The sequence below is a fragment of the Chamaesiphon sp. GL140_3_metabinner_50 genome (assembly GCF_025361915.1).
Taxonomy (GTDB): Bacteria; Cyanobacteriota; Cyanobacteriia; order Cyanobacteriales; family Chamaesiphonaceae; genus Chamaesiphon.
In genome coordinates this window covers 1-21,792 of sequence record NZ_JANYJC010000366.1, presented here as the reverse complement: position 1 = coordinate 21,792, position 21,792 = coordinate 1, and the positions used below count along the sequence as shown (strand labels likewise).

Annotated in this window: 10 protein-coding genes and 1 pseudogene; all 11 read right to left on the bottom strand. The window is 44.7% G+C overall.

The window, feature by feature from the left end; genetic code table 11:
- Positions 1 to 1,162: pseudogene (locus tag Q0R35_RS17995) on the bottom strand (glycosyltransferase family 2 protein); the annotation flags it as partial.
- 164 nt (positions 1,163 to 1,326) lie between these two features.
- Positions 1,327 to 3,639 carry a polysaccharide biosynthesis tyrosine autokinase gene (locus tag Q0R35_RS17990; protein WP_295621697.1) on the bottom strand — a complete coding sequence of 771 codons (2,313 nt, stop codon included), beginning with the start codon at positions 3,637 to 3,639 and terminating at the stop codon, positions 1,327 to 1,329.
- An 87-nt stretch (positions 3,640 to 3,726) separates the two neighbouring features.
- The gene (locus Q0R35_RS17985; protein ID WP_295621695.1) at positions 3,727 to 4,950 is read right to left on the bottom strand and encodes an endo-1,4-beta-xylanase; all 1,224 of its coding nucleotides are present in this window, start codon (positions 4,948 to 4,950) and stop codon (positions 3,727 to 3,729) included.
- 225 nt (positions 4,951 to 5,175) lie between these two features.
- A complete protein-coding gene (locus tag Q0R35_RS17980; protein WP_295621692.1) occupies positions 5,176 to 5,949 on the bottom strand; it encodes a WecB/TagA/CpsF family glycosyltransferase in 774 nt (257 codons plus the stop codon).
- A 12-nt stretch (positions 5,950 to 5,961) separates the two neighbouring features.
- Positions 5,962 to 7,182: a glycosyltransferase family 4 protein gene (locus Q0R35_RS17975; protein WP_295621689.1), complete on the bottom strand. Its 1,221-nt coding sequence runs from the start codon at positions 7,180 to 7,182 to the stop codon at positions 5,962 to 5,964.
- A gap of 122 nt (positions 7,183 to 7,304) precedes the next feature.
- The gene (locus Q0R35_RS17970; protein WP_295621686.1) at positions 7,305 to 8,561 is read right to left on the bottom strand and encodes an O-antigen ligase; all 1,257 of its coding nucleotides are present in this window, start codon (positions 8,559 to 8,561) and stop codon (positions 7,305 to 7,307) included.
- The gene (locus Q0R35_RS17965) at positions 8,558 to 9,505 is read right to left on the bottom strand and encodes a glycosyltransferase (protein WP_295621683.1); all 948 of its coding nucleotides are present in this window, start codon (positions 9,503 to 9,505) and stop codon (positions 8,558 to 8,560) included. The genes Q0R35_RS17970 and Q0R35_RS17965 overlap by 4 nt, the downstream gene beginning before the upstream one ends.
- A gap of 44 nt (positions 9,506 to 9,549) precedes the next feature.
- On the bottom strand, positions 9,550 to 10,881 hold the full coding sequence (locus Q0R35_RS17960) for a flippase (RefSeq protein WP_295621680.1): 1,332 nt from the start codon (positions 10,879 to 10,881) through the stop codon (positions 9,550 to 9,552).
- A 110-nt stretch (positions 10,882 to 10,991) separates the two neighbouring features.
- Positions 10,992 to 12,116 carry a glycosyltransferase gene (locus tag Q0R35_RS17955; RefSeq protein WP_295621677.1) on the bottom strand — a complete coding sequence of 375 codons (1,125 nt, stop codon included), beginning with the start codon at positions 12,114 to 12,116 and terminating at the stop codon, positions 10,992 to 10,994.
- A gap of 4 nt (positions 12,117 to 12,120) precedes the next feature.
- Positions 12,121 to 16,245 (bottom strand): non-ribosomal peptide synthetase, encoded by a 4,125-nt coding sequence (locus tag Q0R35_RS17950; RefSeq protein ID WP_295621674.1) that lies wholly within the window; start codon positions 16,243 to 16,245, stop codon positions 12,121 to 12,123.
- A 128-nt stretch (positions 16,246 to 16,373) separates the two neighbouring features.
- On the bottom strand, positions 16,374 to 21,746 hold the full coding sequence (locus Q0R35_RS17945; protein ID WP_295621671.1) for a type I polyketide synthase: 5,373 nt from the start codon (positions 21,744 to 21,746) through the stop codon (positions 16,374 to 16,376).
- Positions 21,747 to 21,792 lie beyond the last annotated feature (46 nt).

Sequence of the window (21,792 nt, the reverse complement as noted above, 5' to 3'; positions counted from 1 at the left end):
CATTCAACCAAAAGTTAAGGAATGTAATCATCACGATCGCGATTAATTTAGCTAAGTATTCGTCAATCTGCCCGATATCGAACAAAAAATTGACAATTAAAGCATTCAGAATTAATCCAGCCGTACAAACTAAAGTAAACTTGAGAAACCTTTGCGATCGCCTGCGGTTGCCTTGTTGCTTGCTGGAATCGCTATAATTACACAAATCGTTTCACAAGAAATTGTTGATAATCGCTATTACTGAAGAAAAAATCGCACTGCGAGTTAACGCTAAATCTAATGCCGTTCTTAACAGATAGAATATGCCCATATCGACGAATACGCCGCTAAAACCTACTCCAAATCGGAAAAAGCGCGTAACTGGCCATAATGAGAACCGCAGTTTAACTAAATGTTGAAGATACTCGACATATTGTTTCCAGGTAACTTTACTCGCACCCGCCACCCGTTCTCTAAAGATATATCCCGTTTCCGAAATCCAGCGAATTTGTCCTCTAGCAGTTACCTCAATTAAGATCTTATAACCGATGGGACTGAGTTGTTTACCAGCGATCGCACTCCGCCGTACCATGAAATAACCGCTCATCGGATCGGATAGGCGACTGATGACTTCTGGTAAAATTAATAAGCCTAACATTTGCGCGCCGCGAGATAAAAATCTGCGTGCCAGACTCCATTCGCTCACACCCCCGCCTTCGACGTTGCGACTGGCGACGGCTAACTCAGCTCCCCTTTCCATCTCCCGCCATAGTTGAATTAAAATTTCGGGAGGGTGTTGGAGATCGGCATCGATTACCCCCAGAATTTCGCCCTGTGCGGCTTGCCAGCCGCAAATTACGGCTGTGGAGAGTCCGCGCTCTGCTTGGCGGCGGATAACGCGTAATTGAGGGTACTCAGAGATTAATTCACTTGCTAATTCCCAGGTGCGATCGGGGCTGTCGTCATCGACGACAATTAGTTCGTACTGTTGCGGAATGGTGCGATCGAGGATTTTACTCAAAATACTGACTAGTTCTTCAATGTTTTGACTTTCATTGAAGGTCGGAATTATCAGCGAAAACTTAACGGGTTTGTGCTTGGTGGGCAGTAACGAGGGTCGTTCGGGAATGACCGATAAACCCGAAGGATGGGGTAATAGTAAACTGGTGGTGCGATCGCTCATGGAAAATTTTATGCTGGTAGAGGCACCTTTATTTAATTTTGGTACCTGTCGAACCGATTGATTGCTCAATTGGCTGTGACGAACGCGATCGCACCTAGTTCCCTAGTTTACATGTTTCGGATGTGACTGTTCGATCCGGCGATCGAGCTAGAGACGATCTGACGTTAATTTTTAGGGTTTTCCGAACTACCTAGCATTGTAGTCGATTGTAACGAATCGGTGAATTTGCTGTCTTGTCTCGATCGATCGGAAATTGTTTCTCCCAATTGAGTCATGTAATCAATCCAGGGTGCTTCTGGATCTGGCTCGTCACTGAAGTAGTCGCGCGTGGAGACGAAAGGATCTTCGCTTTCATATTGTTGCATAACACCGTTGACGATTACACCCAATATTTCACACCGAGACATAGTGAGTTTTTCGCGAGCGGAGATCGCACTATTGGCATCGATGACCCCAGGTCGAGCGACTAGTAAAATACCATCGCTAATTTGTCCGACAGTTAGCGCGTCGGGGGCGACTAGTACTGGTGGCGTATCGATAATTACAAAGTCATATAAATTTGCCGCCTCTTGAATCAGCCGCTTCATTTGCGGAGATTCTAGACAAGAGAGACAATTTGCGGATTTAGATCCGGCGGTGATAACATCGAGATTTTCCATCACCGTCCACGCCGCTTGTTGAAACTTAAATTTAGATTTGCCACTAACTAGTTCGCTCAAGCCTTTTTTGAGCGGTAGTTTCCAGAATTTATGCTGAGAGGGTACGCGCAAATCGGCATCGATTAATAATACTCTTTGCCCTAACCCGGCGATCGCCGCAGCTAAATTTGCCGCTACTTTTGATTTACCTTCGTTAGCAACTGCACTAGTAATTGCTAATGTAGTTAATGACCGATCGGCATTAAGAAATCTAAGATTAGCTTGAATAGTCCGCGACATTTCGCTGGTTAATGATTGGGGGGTATCCCTAATTGCTACTTCAAGAGTGGTGGCAGCAGGGTGGCGATCTCCAGTCCGCTGCTTGATTTTTTTGGTAGCGGGAATTATACCGAGTAATGTATAGCCAAATGCCCGCTCGACTTCTTTAATAGTCTTGAGCGATCGATCTTTTAGTTCTAAATAAGCGATCGCACTAGTACCCAATAAGCTGCCTAGCAGTAGTCCCAAACCGCCGACAACTGGCTTCATTCCCAGATCTGATTTTTCGGGAACAATCGCGTTAGCAATAATTCGGGCATTAGAAATGTTTTTGTTTTTAGCTAACTGTAATTCTTGGACTTTTTTTAATAAATTTTGATATGTTGATTGAGATACTTCTTGCTGGCGTTCTAGTTGGCGTTGGCTTTGGACTAACTGCGGAATTTCACCCACTCTTTTTTGATATGCGGCACGAGAGTTTTGGAGTGATGATAGTTTTTTGACTAGTCCGGTTTGCTGAACTTCTGCTTTTAATAATTCACTAATTAGGTTTTGTTTGAGACCGCTAATTTGTAATAGCCCTTGTGGAACTGGAGATCGATCGCCGATAGTTGCCTGTACTTGTTTGGTTAACAGCGTTTTTAACTTAGCTTGCTTTTCTTTGAGACTAATAATAATGGGGTTATCATTAGAAAACCTGCTGCTTTCTGTTGCTAACTGTCGCTCTACATCTTGGAGTTGCGTAAGAATTCCCTGAACTGCGGTAGATTGACTGATGGCACTAATCGACATCGCTGCTTGCGAATCTAAGTTGACTTTCGCGCGAAGTTCTGCTCTTTGAGCGTTAGATTCGGCTAGTTGTGCTTGAGTATTATTAATATTAGTTTCTAATCCACCGATATTTCCGACCGCCGATTTAGCTTCTTCGGTTAAATCGACGATATTATGTTGCTGTTTGAATTTACGTAGTGCTACTTCGGCATTATTGACAGCAACTTGAGTTTGGGGTAGTTGCTTATCCATAAATTTGCGCGCGGCTTCTGCTTCAGCGCGGCTGGTATCGATATCGTTTTCTAAATAAATAGCCATTAACGTATTAACGACCTGAGCTGCTGCTTGAGGGTTACGATTTTTATAATTGATTTGGACGATATCCGATCCGCCCACAATTTTAGCAGTCAAATTAGATTGAAGCGCGAGCGGATCGAGCGGTTTCTTATCGTCCGTTGTCAGCTTTAGTCGATCGATAGTTTTCTGTAATAGCGGTCTGGAAGAAATTACTTCCATTTGGGTGACGATGGGGTTTTGGGTGGCTACCAGCGATCGTAAATCGCCCTCTCCTTCATTACCACCCGACATTACCGTCGAACCAACCAATTTAAAGGTAGAATTTTTAAATAACAATCGACCTTCTGCTTGATAGGATGGTTTCAAGAATTGAGCGGCAAAAATACTCAAGCCAAATGTAAACACAAAAATACTAGCAGCAGGCACCCAATGGCGTTTTACTGCGAGTAAATATTGACTTAAATTTAGATCGATCGTTTCTTTAGCATCCATAAAGCTTTATATATTATTTCTGATTATAACAAACGTTTTTTTAAAGTTAATCGGCTAAAATGCTTACCTAAACCCACTGGTAGTTTATTAAATTGTCAGACCATTACGAGGGTTGGTAATTAATTTTTTTGAAGGTTGTCGTTTTGGCGAGAGATCGATCGCGCGTGCGATCGCATTCCACGCTAATTTAGGCTTTAAATCTCGATCGAACGGCAACGGACGGACATCGGTACCATCCTTGCGAGGTGCATAGCCAGAGATCCAAGTGTGAGGATCGGTAAAACCCCAATTAATGATGGCAATTACGGCTGGTTCTGCTAATACGGTGGTGAGATAATCTTCATAAGTGCCTGCAATTAGGCGATCGCGCGATTTAATATCTGTCGGTAAATCTTTATCGATTACATCTAATTCGGTAATCATAATTTTCAACCCTAACTTAGCAATATCCCGCAGAAATTTCTTAAATTTAGGAATATTGCGGTAATCGCGATCGCCACTTAGGTGTGATTGAATGCCTAATGCATGAACGGGAGTACCTTGAGATTTAAGCTGGGTGAGTAGTTTGAGTACTGCAACTTGTTGCGCTTCGTTATGTTCTAAATTAGTCTCGTTATAGACTAGGAGTGCTTTAGAATCGAAGCGAGCGGTAATATCGAAAGCCACTTTAATATAATCTGGCCCTAACAATTCTAACCAAATATTTTTAGTTAAATTATCGGGACGAGAGCCGATATCGATCGCCTCATTAACGACATCCCAAGAGTGCATTTTACCAGCATAACGCCCGACCACCATTTTAATGTGATCGGTCAAAATTTGCTTGACATTTTGGCGATTTAGAGTAGGTTTGATCCAGGCAGGTAAAGCATTAGTCCATACCAAAGGATGCCCCCGCATGAGCATGTTATTCTCCGCAGCAAACTTAGCAAAATAGTCAATTTCGGTAAAGTTAAATGTGCTGGGACTCGGACGGATGGCATCCCAATAAAATCCAGTGACGACTAAGCCAAACTCACGCGCGAACACTGACTTCATCTCGGCAGTTGCATCGAAGAGGGGACTATTAACATGGGGCCACGCACCATAAATTAAGCCCTTCGACTTAGCTCTTTGCCTGAGTGATTTACTTCCCACCACTTTAAATTGACGATTAGTGTTGGCAGACTGCCGATCTTTAAAAGGATAAATCAACCAGCTCAGTGCTGGTAATTGACCTAATGATAAAATTGTCAAGGCAGTTGCCGAACTAATTCCTAACGTTAAGAATTGTCGTCGGGATAATAAACGGCGGAGAGAAAATTTAACCATATTTTCGTTAATCGATCGTAGACTAGCTAGATTTATCCTTTTCTGGATAGTGAATAGTGGATAGTTAATAGCTTGCACTGTTGGTGAAGCCTCGCCTTTGGCGATACGACAGTCGTATCGTAGCGTCTCCCTAAAGAGAGGGATGAATAGTGAATATACTTCACACGAGTATTGCTTTCACTGTTGTTAAAAACACCATCTAACCTAATACCTAAACCCTAATACCTACTTAGCACTGAGTAATTGCCGCAAGAATAACCAAATAAAGCGGGGATTTTGTTTAAAATATCGCTTCCATAAGCGACGTGGTTCCATTAGCAATCTAAAGAACCACTCCAAACCAACCCGCTGCATCCAGAGGGGAGCTTGTTTGACGCGTCCGGAATAAAAATTAAACGCCGCGCCTACGCCGAGCATGACCGCCGGAATTCGATCTTGATGTTTCGCCATCCAAATTTCTTGACGGGGACAACCGATGCCGACGAATAAAATTCGCGCTCCCGATGCCACGAGTTGCTCGGTATAGGCGGTATCTTCTGCGGGAGTTAGTTCGCGAAAAGGTGGAGAAATTTGGCAAGCAATTTTGATACCGGGAAACTTACTTACTAAAAAATCGGTAAAAGCGACCAGACTCTCTGGCGTACCGCCGTACAGGGCGATCGGGACGTGCCTTTGGGCGGCGGCTTGACAGACACTTAAAGTTAGAGCTGGGCCGCAAACTCGCGTTGCGGTATCGATACCCAGGGCGCGCAAGCCCCAAACCAGGGGCATTCCATCTGGGGTGACTAATTCGGCTCGATCGACTATGCGGGCAAATTCGGGGCTGTCGTGGGTTTCCATTGCCATGTGGACGTTAGCCGCACAGACATATCGACCCACTCCTTGATGCGACCAAGTGATAATTCGATCGGTCGCATCTTCATAGCTGGTGGCATCTACTCGCATCCCAATAATGTGGCGGTGTGCTAATGGTGGGGTGTCCTCAATTGATAGTTTCATGGGAGTTAGGCGTTAGATAATTTCATTAGAAGGCATGGATCGATCGAGATCCTGGCTCTTGGAGGTAACGGTAGCATAGAGATTAGCCAGTGAGTTGATGTAATTGTTAATATCTAAATGTTCGACGCTATGGCGCGCCGCACGTCCGAGCGAGAGTCTCAACGCCTCATTGTTAATTAGTTGTTGCATTGCTTGAATCAACTGCGGCTGGTTTCCTGGCTCGACTAATAAACCATTGCGGTTGTGACGGACGACTTCGGGAATGCCACCCACTGGAGTAACGATCGCAGGTAAACCCCACGCCATCGCTTCGAGCATCGACATGGGCAACCCTTCGTTATAAGAGGGCAACACAAACGCATCGGCTGTCGCTAGCAATTCATCGCGTTGCTGGGGATCGAGCCATTCTAGCACCGAGATGTTAGCGGTGAGGTTGAATTTAGCAATTAACCGCTGGGCGGATTCGAGATCGCCATTACCCGCTAAAATCAATTCGACATGCTGGAGATCGGCTGCGGGAAGCTGGGCGAATGCCTCAATCAAGTCGAAGGCTCCTTTATCTTGTTTGGGAAAAGAGATTAACGATTTTGCCAGATCGAGGGGGCCGCCACGTTTGCCAATCCGACCTAAAAATACAAATTTGAGCCGCTTGCGCCCCGATCGATCGGGAATGGCTGGCGGCACGCTGACGGGGTTGTATAAGACAGTAACTCGATCTGGATTCAAGTGCAGTTTGCTAATGTAGTAATCTCGCCAACTGTGGGAGAGGACGATCGTGTGGCTGCATTGCCCGAATAAGAAAGCGATAGTTGCTTGTAAAATTTTTGGCAATCGATCGTAAAATTCTTGATAGGTGGCTCCATGTGCGTGCAGCACGATCGATTTCCGAAACAGTAACCCGATCGCAATGAGAATTGATTTCCGCAGCGTACTACCCCGCTCGGCAAAATGAACGTGGATGATATCTACTTCTTGTCGCAAGATTTTCCAGCATAAATGCTGAATTGATTTGACATATATCATCACATTCTGTAATGCAGAACCTCGCACGATCGTTGGTACATGCTGTATTTTCAGATGACGCGGTTCGCCATTTTTACACCGAGCAACTTTGCCTACATGAGCTTCAATAATTAGCTTTTGAACGGAAGTAATGCCACCTTGAATATCAAATCCCGTTCCCAGCATCAGGATTTTAAGGCTGGGGTTTCTGTTATTATTTAAATTTTTCATACTATAGCAATAGTATAGCGATGGAGATCGACTATTTATTATTTAAGTAGTTTGGCATAATTTGAATTTAAAAAGATCGGCAATTTACCTGTTAAATCTAATTGTTATGTATAAAATGTAGTTTATGCTTTGTTAATAAATAAATTTCGCTCTTTAACTACCTGTGGTAAAGAGATCGAAAAGAATATCGATACCTGCATCACCCATAAAAAATTATTTTGGACGACGAGCGCACTTTCAGTCAGATTAGATAATACGACCGCCACAAACATCGAGATCGGCCAAAATGTATCTGGCGTTCCGATCCGGCGGATATTTGTCAGTGCTTGTTGAAAACTGGTGATAAAAGCGGTTGTATAGACTGAAAATCCCACGAATCCTAGTTCGGCACACAGATCTAAATAACCGTTATGACTATTGGGTGCTTTGAAAGCTGATGCATTCCAAACGTAAGCCGATGGCCCATCCAATCCTTGCCAAAAGGCTCCAAATCCGTACCCCAGCCACGGTCGTTCTAGAATTTTGTCAAATACCAATGGCCAAAAGTTGGTGCGTCCGGTCAGTGTTAAGTCTTTTCCCAACGCACTGACGGCTTGTTCGACGTTCATTGTCAGGAATAAATATAAGATAGTTCCGATTGCGGAGATGGCAATTAGGATCGGCACCACGAATAAATAGTTCCAGCCGAAAATAGGTAAAATTGCGATGATAACCAACGAAATGAGCAGATTGAGGATCGATGATGTTGAGTGAGAGAGGATAATTAGCATTGCAGATGCACCGACAAAGCTCCACAAGATCCAGCGTCGTTTTTGAGCCGATAGTGCCAGTAAGCAAAACATCACCGCACTAATCACCATATTTTTACCCAGACCATTTTTGTGGTTGTAAATGCCCCGCCAAGCTCCAGCATGAAAGCCACCCATCTGACCATATTTCGGTAGCAAGATCCCAAAGATAATACTACTAACGACAGCGATCCCAAACATCCATCCTAACAAGTGTAATTGCTCTTTGAGGGTGTAGCGACTGGCGAGATATATCGAAAACAGCATTGTACCAGAAAATGCCACTATCCGCGTCCTAGTTAGTTCTGGCGAGTAAGACCAAAAAAATGAAGCTGCTATCAGTCCAAATAGCAACCAAAATATGCCACCTTTAGCGATGACTGGTAAGACTTTTTTCCAGCGCAGTAGTAGCAAACAAAAGGTAATAAAATAAATGACCAAAAAGACTTGATTGATGCCAGCCAAATCGACGCTAGTATCATCTTCCCCTTCACTGACACCATTAGATAGCAGTAAGACTAATGGTACCGCGTCATAGTGAAGCAAGGCACAGACCGTAAATATTTTTTCAACGATGAGAAATTTTTTCATGACTCCTTTGACGATGAGTAGCGATATTTAATATAGTTGAAAATAATTCTGGCATAAACCTCAATTTTTTCAGGGATAGTTAGTGCATGTAGGTATTTGTCGATCGTTTCCTGCGACTCTGATTCGACCCCGCCGTTGAGCCAATAGACACTCATTGCATACGCAAAAATATTATTAGAAAATTTTGAGACGATCGCCGAAAAATTAGACTTCATCCAGTAGGCGGTTAAAATATTGATTTTGGCAAATAGTTTTTGTTTTTCTAGATCGGTTCTTAATGTATAAGCGTTATTGTTATGAATCCGTTGGCGAGCTAATTCCGAAATCGATACAAATCCAGGAGTTAATCCGATCGCTAAATATTTAATATAATCATCACTGGTAATCCGAATCGCCTCTGGCATGGGGAGAATTTGCGCTAATAAGTCGCGTCTAAAGCACATGGTAGAAGTCGCCAGATTAATTTCTGGCATTTTCCCTCTCAATTTACCTTCCTTAATTATCGCACGCAGATCGTATTTACCTGAAGACCATTTATCCTGACTCGGCTCAAATTTTTGACTGCTATCTCCAAAAAAGTTAAGCGAGTGAAAGCACCAACCGATTTCTAGCTCGGCGGCGAATATTTTGACAATTTCAGTAACTTTGTGGGGTAAGAAGATATCGTCGGCATCTAAAAAGCAGATAATTTCACCCCGACTGGCTGCAAATCCGGTGTTAAAAGCGGAAGCCTGTCCACCATTTGGCTTGATAATAGGGACAATTTTATTGCCATAGCTATCAATAACATCGTGAGAATTATCGATAGAACCATCATCGACGACGATGATTTCGATATGCGGATAAGTTTGGGCGATCGCACTATCGATCGCTGCGGTAAGGAACCGTCCGTAGTTATAATTATTAACCAGGATGCTAACTAGTGGCGAGTTTAAATCTGGCATATTTAGATAGATAATAAATGTAAAAATTGGTTGTCTGTGGGCGATTAGCTAGTAGATGACTTGTGCGCAAACATATTTAGAGCCAAAGCTTTAGTCATTACCCACCCAAACTTACGAGCGGGTCGATAAATAAAGCACATTACATAATCTGTAAAGGTATAGGAAATAACTGTAGCGATCGCCGCACCAACTTCTTGATAAATTGGAATCAACCAAAAATTTAAGCCAATATTAATAATTGCACCGAGAAAACTAGCAGTCAAAGCAAATCCAGTAAGTTCTTCAGTTGCAATCCAAACTTGCTTGATATTACCAAAAAACATCCAGATCGACGACCAAATATGAATCGACAAGACAATTCCTGCCGATCCATATTCTCTACCGAAGAGCAGAACGATTAGTGGCTGAGAAAAAAATGTCAGACTAATTGCCACAACGTAAAAGATTACTGCTGATAAATTACAAATATTTTGGAGCCTTTCATAATATAATTGTTCGCTAATTTTTTTAGCTTCAATAATATGCGGTGTGACCGATCGGGTAATTGTTAATACTAAAAATCCCCAATTCTCGGATATTTTCACAGCCACGGCATAGAGTCCCACTGCCTTGGTAGTTGCTAATTGACCGAGCATGATTTGATCGACATACAGGTAAATCATTACGGATAAATTAGAGAAAATTAGCGGCCAACTTACGCTTAGTAGTTTGCCAGCACGCAACCAATTCGCTCGCCAATTCTGAATTTTTTGACCAGTTTTTTGATAGGCAATAACTAAATTAATTGCTCCTAAAATATCTTCAGCTAGTATGGTGAATGCAAAAGCAATTAACGGAGCGTTAGTTTCTAATAATCCAACTCTGACTAGAGTCATGAATATAAAAGAGACATTACTCGCGATAACTGTATACTTTGATTGCACTTGGGAGCTAAACCAAGCATCGATCGCGCTAAAATTCTGAAACAATAGCGAACCGGACATAATAATTACGATCGATCGTATAGCTGGATCGTTGGGACGCAGCCAGAAAATGGTAGCAATTACCAATAAAAATGAGGCAATGCCACTAAACAATCGTAATATAAAAGCTGTCCCCAGAATCTCGTAGCGATGCTCTGGTTCGTTAATCGCATCGCGTACCACAAAATGAGTCAAACCCATTTCGGCTACATTCGCAAAAATTGATATTAGGGCGATCGCATAATTTAGAGTGCCAAATCCATCAGTTCCCAAATAACGAGCCATCCAAGCAATTACAAATAAGCTGATAGCGACGCGCAAAATTCGCCCACCAACCAACCAACCCATATTTGCTAGTATCTTACGGATATTCGGACTGAGTTTTTCAATCGCGCTGTTTAATTTATTCAACATTCGATTTGAGATAGATTATCCGGTGTTTAATCTGAGATTGGGCAATAGATAAATTAGCCATTCTAAATAATTTTCAATATTTTTTGACCGCAGAGATCGGAAAATTTGTTTTAATTGAAATTAAATAGTAATTGATACTTTTTCAATGCAGCTTCTAATGAAAACTCTTGCCCCCTTTGCTTTAATAAATCGGGATTGCGTGGATTTTTTAGAGTACTAATTATTGCTGCTGCTAAACCAGGCACATCACCTACAGCTACCAAATCTCCATATTTACCATCCTCTAAAATTTCGGCTGGGCCACTTTCACAATTAGTAGAAACTACTGGAGTTCCAGCGATGGCTGCTTCTACTAAGACGTTCCCAAATCCCTCATAGATAGATGTCATCACCAACATTTTAGCTTTCGACATATAGGCGTAAGGATTAGTTACAAACCCCGGAAAAGCAACATCATCTACCAATTTTAGTTCTTTTACTAGCTGTTCTAAAGCTAGTAGTTCGCCGCCTTGTCCTAAAATTATTAATTTGACTGGATACTGCTGTTTGACGAGGGCAAAGGCACGGATTAGACTGGGAAAGTCTTTTTCTTTTGACAAACGGCCTACTGCTAATATAACTGATGTTTGGCGATCTAGAAACCACTCTTCATTGACTGGTTCGTCGAATTTTTTTAATAGTTCAGGGGTAAAAATTGGATTGTAGATGACGTTAATTCTGTCTCTAGGTAATCCACTCACCAAGGCGATATTGTCGCAGACCCCCTGAGATACACCGACAATTGCATCGGCAAAAGGAAATAACCATCGAATAAATAAAGGTGTAAGCTTTTGTTTTAACGCGCTTCTTTTGGCGTGAACGAAGGCTAATGGATTGTGGACGCTAACAATGACACGAGTTGCCGTGCGAGCGAGAATTTTGGCAAGAATAGCTACAGTGTTGGCATCTTCTAGGGCTGATATTAGGACTTTGGGGCGGTGTTGTTTGAGATAATTGACTAGTAACGGTAAACTAGTAATCAATCTAGGATGCGATAGATTAATGACGCGTACTTTTGGCGAAACGATCGATTGATAATCTCCGCCAAGTTTTACCAATACTAAATCTACCTTTAACCCTTTCTCGGCAAATCCACCTGCTAAACTCAACATCACTTTTTCGGCACCACCCCCACCAAGATCTACAAGCAAAAAAGCTATATCTGTCATTCGATCTTTCTCACTAAAAACTGTCATACTGCTAATTTAAGTAACGCTTGAACTTGGTAGATAGTACCCTGACATTAGGTTCTTCCATTAGATCGGCATGAGAGCCGATGACGGGGACGATATCTACTCCATCACTGGCGAAGAGTTCCCATCTAGATTGGGTATTTTGTTGGCTACCAACCTCTATCTCTTCGCATTGGAATAAGATAATTTTGCCTGAGTATGGTTTGGGCATATAGCTATATTGGGTTAGATAATTAGCCCAATATACGTTTATTAGTCGGAATTCGCTCAACGATCGTTTGATGTAGCGTAGATAGACTTTATAGAAGAGATTGATATTGCCTAATGTTAAATTCCAGTACAGTCTTTGCCAGACATAATCTATTTTTTTCCGAGCAGTTAAGTTTAAAAACGTTTTGAAGTGAAAAATAGTTTTTGCGAGTAATGGCGTGCGGGTTGTTGCGCTATCTAGATCTGTTGAAGTTAGGTTGGGACTAGTTGGATCTACTAGGGCTAATAGTTCGATTTCTTGACCTTCAGCTTGAAGCTGTTGGGCTATTTCAAAGGCAATTAAACCACCTAATGAAAAACCAGATAATAAATACGGCCCTTGTGGTTGGACGCTTTTAATTTCTTTAATATAGTTCGCTGCCATTTCTGGAATCGTCGTACAGGGAGGATGTTCGCCGTCGAGTCCTTTAGATTGGAGTCCATACACAGTGCGATCTGTTTCTAGATAGTTGATAAAGCTGCGACAAAATAGAATGTTACCCCAAACAGCATGAATGCAGAAGAGCGGCAGTTTTGCCGGAGTACCTGACTGCATTTCCACCAGCGATTTCCATGTTGTTAAGGTGGATTCTTCGGGGCGAAGAATTATTGAAAGATCTTCGATCGTTTGTACCTGAAATAGCGTCGATAACAGAATTTTCTTACCGAAAACTTTTTCGATTTCATTAAACAACCGCACGGCAATCATCGAATGACCGCCTAATTCAAAAAAGTTATCTGTAACACCGATCGGTCGAACATCTAATACTCGTTCCCAAATTTGGACGAGCTGGCGTTCTAAATCGTTACGGGGGGCGACGAAGGTGTTGGTATCGACATGGAGATCGGCGGTGGGAATTGGCAAAGCACGTAAATCGACTTTACCATTGGGCGTAAGCGGGAAAATATCGATCGGCACAAATGCCGAGGGAATCAGATAATCTGGCAACCTAGCTAGTAGAAATGTCCGTAAATCTCGATCGCTAATTTGCGCTTGAGGGTGAGCGATAATATAAGCCACCAAACGTTTATCGCCAGGGCGATCTTCGCGCACGATAACTTTTACTTCCCGCACACTAGGATGCGTGGCTAGAGTTGTCTCTACCTCACCCAACTCGATCCGAAAGCCGCGAATCTTTACCTGATTGTCAATCCGTCCCAAAAATTCAATATTACCATTGGGTAAATACCGCGCCCGATCTCCGGTTTTGTAGAGTCTTCCCACCGTTGCAATGGGATGAGCGATAAACTTTACTGCATCCAAATCTGGACGATTTAAATAACCCCGCGCCAACCCATCCCCACCGATGTGCAGTTCGCCTTCTACCCCGATCGGCACGGGTTGTAGATCGGCATCGAGAATGTAAACTTGAGTATTGGCGATCGGTCTACCAATTGGAATCGAACTAAGTTGTTCGAGATCGTCACTACCAATCTGATAACAACAGGTAAAAGTCGTATTCTCAGTCGGCCCATAGCCATTAATTAGCTGGCAATCTGGTAATCGTGTCAATACCTGCCGCACCTGTGGTACCGACAACACATCGCCACCCGCAATCAATTGCTTGAGCGGTTGTAAATCCATCAACCGTTCGTCAACCATCAAATGAAACAGCCCCGCAGTCAGCCACAACGTCGTAATTTGCTCGTTACCGACGATTTGACCTAATTGAGCCAAAGAGGGCTTATCGCCGGGAAACAGCACCAGTTTGGCACCATTGAGCAAGCTGCCCCAAATCTCAAATGTCGAGGCATCGAACGCCAGTGGTGCTAGTTGGAGCCAGACTTGCTGGGAACTAAAATCGACATAATGGGTGTTTTTAACCAGTCGTACCACACCACGATGGGGGATGCAGACACCTTTAGGTTGTCCGGTAGAGCCGGATGTGTACATGACGTAGGCGAGATTATCTGCCTGAAGATCTAGCTGGGGATTGGTGGTGGGATGAGTGGCGATCGTGTCGGCATCTCGATCGATTACAATCGTCCGAGCGGTAGATGCGGGTAATCGCTCTAGTAATGTAGTGCTAGTTACTAGCCGCCAGACACGAGCATTATCGAGAATGAAGGCGATTCTCGATGCGGGTTGGCTCAAGTCGAGGGGGAGATATGTACCACCTGCTTTGAGAATGGCGAGGATGGTGATGATGCTGTCGGGGGAACGTTCGAGGGCGATGGCGACGAGATCTTCGGGTTGGATGCCTTGTGAGAGCAGGTGATGGGCGAGTTGATTTGCTTGGTGGTTTAATTGAGAGTAGGTGAGTTGCTGCTGCTGGTAAGCTAGCGCGATCGCATTGCCGTTAGTTGCGACTTGTTGCTCGAAGATCTGGTGAATGCAGTTATCGCGGCGATACTCGGTGCGGGTATCGTTCCATTTGACTAGTAATTTTTGTCGATCGATTTCATTTAGCAACGATAGATCGCGGATCGATCTATTATCTGAATGTGCGATCTGGATCAGGAGATTTTCAAATTCAACCAATCGCTGTCGGATCGTAGCTGCGCTAAATAAGTTAGTATTATATTGACAATCTAATTCAATGCCGTTGGTATCGTTAGCAACCGCATTGAGGAACAACTCAAATGTCGTAAACTTCCCCCAATTCGGGATGTTTTTAGCAGATAATCCCTCGAATAACGATTCGATGCTGTCGGTATTGAGGTCGATATTAAATGCCGTCGAAATTAACGGAATGCGGCTGGAGTCGCGAGAAATTGGCAGTTTCTTGAGTAGACTACCAAATGTAAAATCTTGACGATCGTAATCATCTAAAATTTCTCGATTTCTCGATTTAAGATATGCTGAAAATGTTTGAGCTGGGTCGATTTTACCCCGCATGGGCAGAAAATTGACACAATGCCCGACCAAATTATACTTACCCGTTGCCGTTTGTCCGGAAGTAGGAATACCGACGGCAATGTCGGTTTGGCTGGTGATTTTAGCTAAAAATATTTCAAAAGCGGTTAAGAGAGTAGTCATCAGACTAGCACCTTGTTTGGCTCCTAATTGTTTGAGATCGCGTACTAAATTTGCTGGTAAAATATAATTCTCGCGATCGGAATTAAAAGTTCGCAGTGGTGGACGGGGATAGTCTGTTGGTAAATCTAAGGCTGGTGGTAAATTGGCGAATTTTTCTAGCCAATATGTTTCGGTGGCGATCGTCTCCAAATTATCAATTTTCTCGCGTTCGAGAAAAGCATATTCGCTTAAATATTCGGCTGGTTCTAAATCTGGAGTTAGTCCTTTAACTAATCCTGTATAAATTTTTCCTAAGTCATTTATTAGTACGCCACAAGACCAACCATCACAAATAATATGATGAGTTGTCAAGATAGCAATATGTTCTCGATCGCTTAATTTGAGAACTTTTGTGCTAAATAATGGCCCATGTTGGAGATCGAAGATTTGATTGGTTGCTTGGTGCTGATATAGCTCGATTTGGGCTAATTGCTCTGAATTAGATAAACTAGCTAAATCGATAACTGGAGTTGTGAATTCGACTTTTTTGGCAATTAATAGTAGAGTGCCATCGGCACTAAATGTCGTCCGTAATGCCTCGTGGCGCATTACTAATTGTTGAAATGCAGTCTGAATTGCATCGAGATCTAGTTTCCCTGTCAATTTTAAAGATTGCGAGAGAATACACGCCAAATTTGCCTCATCGCTAATTTGAACGCCGACCCAAATCTCTTGCTGAGATTCGGTTGCAGGTGCAGTTAATAATAGTTCGCCATCAGTAAACGGATCGAAATCGATCGCTTTGAGTTGCGACTTCGATGATAATTTTGGAAACGATTTAGTAGTGAGTGATTCCAATAATGTTTCTCCATCGGTAAATGCATCGATCTCGATATCAATGCTATGTTCGGCTAGCAAGTCCATATTTGTCTAAGAGATGGGAGATGGGAGTTGGGAGTTGGGAGTTGGGAGTGAGGAGTAAGGAGTAAATAGTCGGGAAGATTAGAACTCTATTCACTATCCACTATCCACTATCCACTATTCCCTATTCCCTATTCAATTTGTAAGTAATGACCTAGCCTGTCGGGGTCGGCAATAAACCAGGCAGGATTGCCAGATTCATCTTTACCCAGTCGTGCGTCTGGTTGTGGGGGGAGATTATGATTGATGGCGATCGCATTGCCAGAACTAGATAAAAAGCCGCATGATTGTAGTTCGGCAACACTGACTTTAAACGCCCAGAGAATTGTTTCGATATCGGCATCAGTGTGGGCGAGGGTTAGAAAACAAGGGCGATTTTCCCAGACATGAATGTTTCTTTCTCGCATTAGATAAAACAACAGATTACCGTAACTTTCACTTGGAGGGAAAGTCAGATAGAAAAACGAACTAAAATGTTCGATATTTATTGGTAATCCGACTAGCTGACAATGCTCTTCAAGCTGTCTTACTAGTTGTGTCACTTTGTGTGTGAGCGTCCGCTGTAACTCGGAACCGCCTGCTTGAAGTTGGGCTAGAGTTGCCTCTACAGCCGCGAGTGCGAGGGGGTGACGGACGAAGGTACCAGCAAAAAACGTCACGCCAATTTCGGGCATCGATCGATCGCCAAACTGCCAAAATCCGCCATCTAAGGCATCCATATATTTAGCCGAGCCTGCTAAAATGCCGATCGGCATTCCACCGCCGACAACTTTGCCATAGGTAGCAATATCGGCTTTGACTCCAAAATATTCTTGAGCACCGCCAGGAGCTACCCGGAACCCGGTAATTACTTCGTCGATAATTAAGGCGATTTCTAACTGCTGGGTAACTTGCCGTAATTGGTGGATAAAGGCTCGTGGTTGCAGGTTGGGGTGGCGACTTTGGACGGGTTCGACGACGACGGCGGCAATCTCATCGGCATATTGACGAATGATGTCTAAGCTGGCGGGACTGTCGTAATCGAGTACCATCACATTGGCGACGGCTGATGCCATTACTCCGGGCGCGCTGGGATAAGATTTTAAATTAGAGCCGGGGCGGACTAAGACCTCATCGAAAGTGCCGTGGTAAGATCCGGCAAAGATGACGATTCGATCGCGTCCTGTCACCGTTCGAGCGATGCGTAATGCTGTCATTACCGCTTCCGATCCGGTATTGCAAAAAGCTACCCGCTCCATTTTGGTAATTTCGGAAATTGTTTTGGCAACTTTACCCGCTAAGGCTGTCTGAGGGCCGATCGCCATCCCTTTATCGAGCTGTGCTTTAATGGCATTGGTGATAAAATCTGGCGACCAGCCGAAGAAATTTAGCCCGAAACCATTGGTAAGATCGATATATTCGTTCCCATCTTCGTCCCACAATCTAGAACCTTGAGCGCGATCGGTAACGATCGGATATACCATTTCTTTAAGTAAGGGGGTAAATCCTGAAGCCGTGCGCGGATCGGCAAAATAGCGGCGATGTGCTTGGGCTTGGCGTTTGGATTCGGCGGTACGGGCGACATAGCGATCGATAATATTTGATAGAGCTGCCTGTTGTTGGGGGCTGAGGCTGCTATCGATCGATTTATTAATTTTTAGTCCGGGTGCTGGGCTGGGGCTGGCGGGGGCTTTGCCGTTGCCGTTGCCGTTGGAGTGGGAGTGGGGGACGAGGGGACGGGGGGATGGGGGGACGAGGGGACTGGGTGACTGGGTGACTGGAGGGCTAGGGGGCTGGAGGACTGGGGGGCTGGAGGACTGGGTGACTGGGTGACTGAGAGACGGGGGGACTGGGGGACTATTACTGCTGAGGAGTTCTAGTTGGCGTGCCATGATTTGGAGCTGTTGCTGTACCACGGATTCGATCGCGCTGAGATTGCCTGTGGGGGTGTGTGGAGCCGGAGTAATAATCGGGGCACTTACAGGGATACTTATTGGTGTGGGCGGGGGTAAAACCTGGCTGGGAGCTGCCTGGGGTTGCAAATTGATGATTTGAGGTGGTGGGGCGATTTCAGGTGCGGGTAAGGCTGATGGCGGCATCTGGAGATCGATCGATCGAGCCAGGGTAGCGATGGTGGAGCAATCTTCTAATAGTTGCCGAAAGGTTACGGGAACTTTGAATTTCTTTTTGAGACTGAGGGCAACTTGGGTTAGTAATAGCGAATCTAAACCTAGTTCTAAAAATGTGAGGGTTTCGCCTGTGCTAATGTCGATGCCTGAGGCAATGTGGATGACTTCGGCGATCTCTGGCATCAGCCTAGTGGTGCGTGGTGCTGGTATTACTGATTCGGAAGTCTGTGGTGTCATGGCTGGGTTGTAACGATCGAATGTGGTGGAAATTAGCTGGGTGGGTAGTGTGGTAGATGCTAAATTGCCAGGGTGGGGCGGCGGATCGATGGTAGATGCTAAATTGTCTGGGTGTGGCGGCGGATCGATCCAGAATTTTTGTCGCTCGAAGGGATAGGTGGGCAATGGCACGCGCTGTCGGTGCTGGTTGAGATAAAATTGCTGCCAATCGATTTTTGCTCCTGCCAACCACAATCGCCCGACGGCTTGGAGTAAGCATTGCCATTCGGCATCGCCATCGGCGGTATTACCCAGGGAGGGGATAACGATTTGGCGGGTGAGATCGGTGGCTGATTGACGGGCGAGAGTAGTTAAGGTTTGGCGGGGGCCGATTTCTAGCAAGATATAATTGGGATCTCGCTCCCATAAGGTGCTAATGCCGCTAGCGAATCGCACTGGTTCGACGATATGTTCTGCCCAGTAGTGCGGATCTGTCGCTTGGGCATCGGTGATCCAGTCGCCTGTAACTAACGAGACGAAGGGAATTTGCGGTGGGGACAGATTTATTTTGGCGATCGCTTGGGCAAATGGAGCGACGATCGGTGCCATCATGGGTGAATGAAAGGCGTGGGAAGTATGGAGTAATTTACAGGCGATTTCGGCTGTTTCTAATTCTTGTTGGAGTTTTTCGATCGCTTCAATTGAGCCAGAAACCACACACAGAGCCGGACTATTCATCGCTGCGATCGAGATTTCTGGCGATAGCCATGCCGCTACTTCTGGTGCGGGAAGTCGGACTGATAACATCGCCCCTGCGGGTAAATTCCACATTAATTCTCCCCGTTTGGCAACTAGCGTGAGGGCATCTGAGAGTGAAAATACACCAGCCAGACAGGCGGCGACAAATTCGCCGATACTATGCCCGATTGCGGCTGCGGGTTGAATGCCCCAACTCTGCCACAATTGAGCGAGTGCGTATTCGATCGTAAATAAGGCGGGTTGAGTGTAACGAGTTTGACCGAGCAATTCCGTACTGGTGGCAACGTCTACCCCTGATGGATACAGCAATTGGCGCAGATCTCGTCCTAATAGGGGCTGTAAAATTTCCGTACAACGGTCGATCGCCTGCTGAAATATAGGTTCGGATTGATACAAGTTGGCACCCATCTGTAAATATTGGGTACCTTGCCCCGAAAACATGAATACCACATTGGCAGTTTTACTGTCGGTATGACGAGTTGCGGTAAATTGCGGCGGTAATGTTGTCAGATTTTCGATCGCATCATCTAGATTTTGACAGCAGATCGCTCGTCGATAATGGTAGTGCTGGCGACCTTGTTGGAGGGTATATGCGACATCTGCTAAATTTAGATCGGGATGCTGTTGTAAATAGTCGCGTAAATTGGCTGTAATTCGATCGAGTGCTAGTTCGGTTTTAGCCGCAAGTAGCAATAATTGAGCTGGGCGAGACGTACTAGATGGTAAACTTGCGGGCGGTTCTTCCAAAATGACATGGGCGTTGGTACCGCCACCACCAAAGGAACTCACACCTGCACGGCGCGGTGTGTCTGTCGTTTGCCAATCGACTAATTTATCGTTGACATAAAAGGGACTAACGGTAAAATCAATGTGAGGATTGGGTCGATCGTAATTAATACTCGGCGGAATTTGGCGATGGTAGAGAGCCAAGACTGTTTTGATGAATCCCGCCACGCCAGCAGCGGCGGTTAAGTGCCCCAAATTACTCTTAATCGAACCGATGCCACAAAATTGGTTCGCCTGAGTTTGTGTGCGAAATGCTTGCGTGAGGGCTTCAATTTCGATCGGATCTCCCAGCGCAGTAGCAGTACCATGAGCCTCAATATAAGAGATCGTGTCTGGATGAACGCCTGCTTGCCGTTGCGCCTGGAGGATTGCGCCCATTTGCCCTTTGACGCTGGGAGCGGTAAAACTCATCTTATCAGCACCATCGTTATTGATGCCTACGCCCTTGATGACAGTATAAATGCGATCGCCATCCGCGATCGCATCATCTAGCCGTTTTAGCACGACGAGCGCGCCACCATTATTAAACGATGTCCCCCCAGCCCGCTCGTCGAATGGACGACAATGCCCATCGGGGGTAAAGATCGCCCCTTCCTGATGTAAATAGCCCTGATTTTGGGGCGTAGTAATTGCCACCCCACCCGCCAGTGCGAGATCGCATTGCCCGTTTAATAAGCCCTGATAAGCCTGAATAATTGCTACCAAGGAAGTCGAGCAAGCGGTACTAACATTAATACTCGGCCCTTGGAGATTTAATTTATATGAGGCTCTCGTGGTAAAGTAGTCGCGATCGTTGACTAAATGCGTCTGAAATTCGCCAAACCGATCGAGCAGATCGCGTCTTCCGCTCAGATGTTTGTCAAAATAAGTATTTTCAGCCGAGCCAGCATAGATGCCAATTTTATTCTCGGCGGTGGCTGGATACCCCGCATGTTCGAGAGCTTGATAGGCAAGTTCCATCAAAATTCGCGCTTGCGGATCCATCATTTCGGCTTCTCTGGCTGCGATCTGAAAAAAGTTGGCATCGAATAATTCGGCTCCTAACATGATGCCTTTAGCACGCACATAATTAGGATCGTTAAGCAGTTCTGGATCGACACTGCGATCGATTTCATCAGCATCGAGAAATGTTATCGATTCTCGTCCCGCACACAGGTTTTTCCACAATTCATCGACACTATTTGCACCCGGAAATCTGCCCACCATCCCGATGACTGCTACGCCATTATGTTTGACTGGTAGTGGAGGTTTAGCAGTACTGACAACAGCCTGAGTCGTACTTCCAATCACAGATTGAGTTAAATATCGAGCCATCGATCGAATCGTCGAATACTGATAAAGTCGGACGACAGACACCTTCAAATCGAACCGTTGTTGAATGCGATCGATAACCCGCAAACCCAACAGAGAATTCCCACCCAAATCGAAGAAATTATCCTCAATCCCCACACGTTCCAATCTGAGAATATCCGTCCAAATTGCCGCTAATATTTCCTCAGTCGAATTACCCGCCACCACATTATTTGAACTCACCCCAAAACTAGTAATATCTGGTACTGGTAAAGCCTGACGATCGATCTTACCATTGGCAGTCAAAGGCATCACCGCCAACCGCACGAATGCAGACGGTACCATATAATCGGGTAACTGCTGTTTGAGCTTGTCTCGCAGTTCGCCAATT

What these genes read in the sequence shown, in the direction of transcription:
- Q0R35_RS17990 (WP_295621697.1), bottom strand. Translation starts at nt 3,639, where the DNA reads ATGGATGCTAAAGAAACGATCGATCTAAATTTAAGTCAATATTTACTC.
- Q0R35_RS17985 (WP_295621695.1), bottom strand. Translation starts at nt 4,950, where the DNA reads ATGGTTAAATTTTCTCTCCGCCGTTTATTATCCCGACGACAATTCTTA.
- Q0R35_RS17980 (WP_295621692.1), bottom strand. Translation starts at nt 5,949, where the DNA reads ATGAAACTATCAATTGAGGACACCCCACCATTAGCACACCGCCACATT.
- Q0R35_RS17975 (WP_295621689.1), bottom strand. Translation starts at nt 7,182, where the DNA reads ATGAAAAATTTAAATAATAACAGAAACCCCAGCCTTAAAATCCTGATG.
- Q0R35_RS17970 (WP_295621686.1), bottom strand. Translation starts at nt 8,561, where the DNA reads ATGAAAAAATTTCTCATCGTTGAAAAAATATTTACGGTCTGTGCCTTG.
- Q0R35_RS17965 (WP_295621683.1), bottom strand. Translation starts at nt 9,505, where the DNA reads ATGCCAGATTTAAACTCGCCACTAGTTAGCATCCTGGTTAATAATTAT.
- Q0R35_RS17960 (WP_295621680.1), bottom strand. Translation starts at nt 10,881, where the DNA reads ATGTTGAATAAATTAAACAGCGCGATTGAAAAACTCAGTCCGAATATC.
- Q0R35_RS17955 (WP_295621677.1), bottom strand. Translation starts at nt 12,116, where the DNA reads ATGACAGTTTTTAGTGAGAAAGATCGAATGACAGATATAGCTTTTTTG.
- Q0R35_RS17950 (WP_295621674.1), bottom strand. Translation starts at nt 16,245, where the DNA reads ATGGACTTGCTAGCCGAACATAGCATTGATATCGAGATCGATGCATTT.
- Q0R35_RS17945 (WP_295621671.1), bottom strand. Translation starts at nt 21,746, where the DNA reads ATGGTACCGTCTGCATTCGTGCGGTTGGCGGTGATGCCTTTGACTGCC.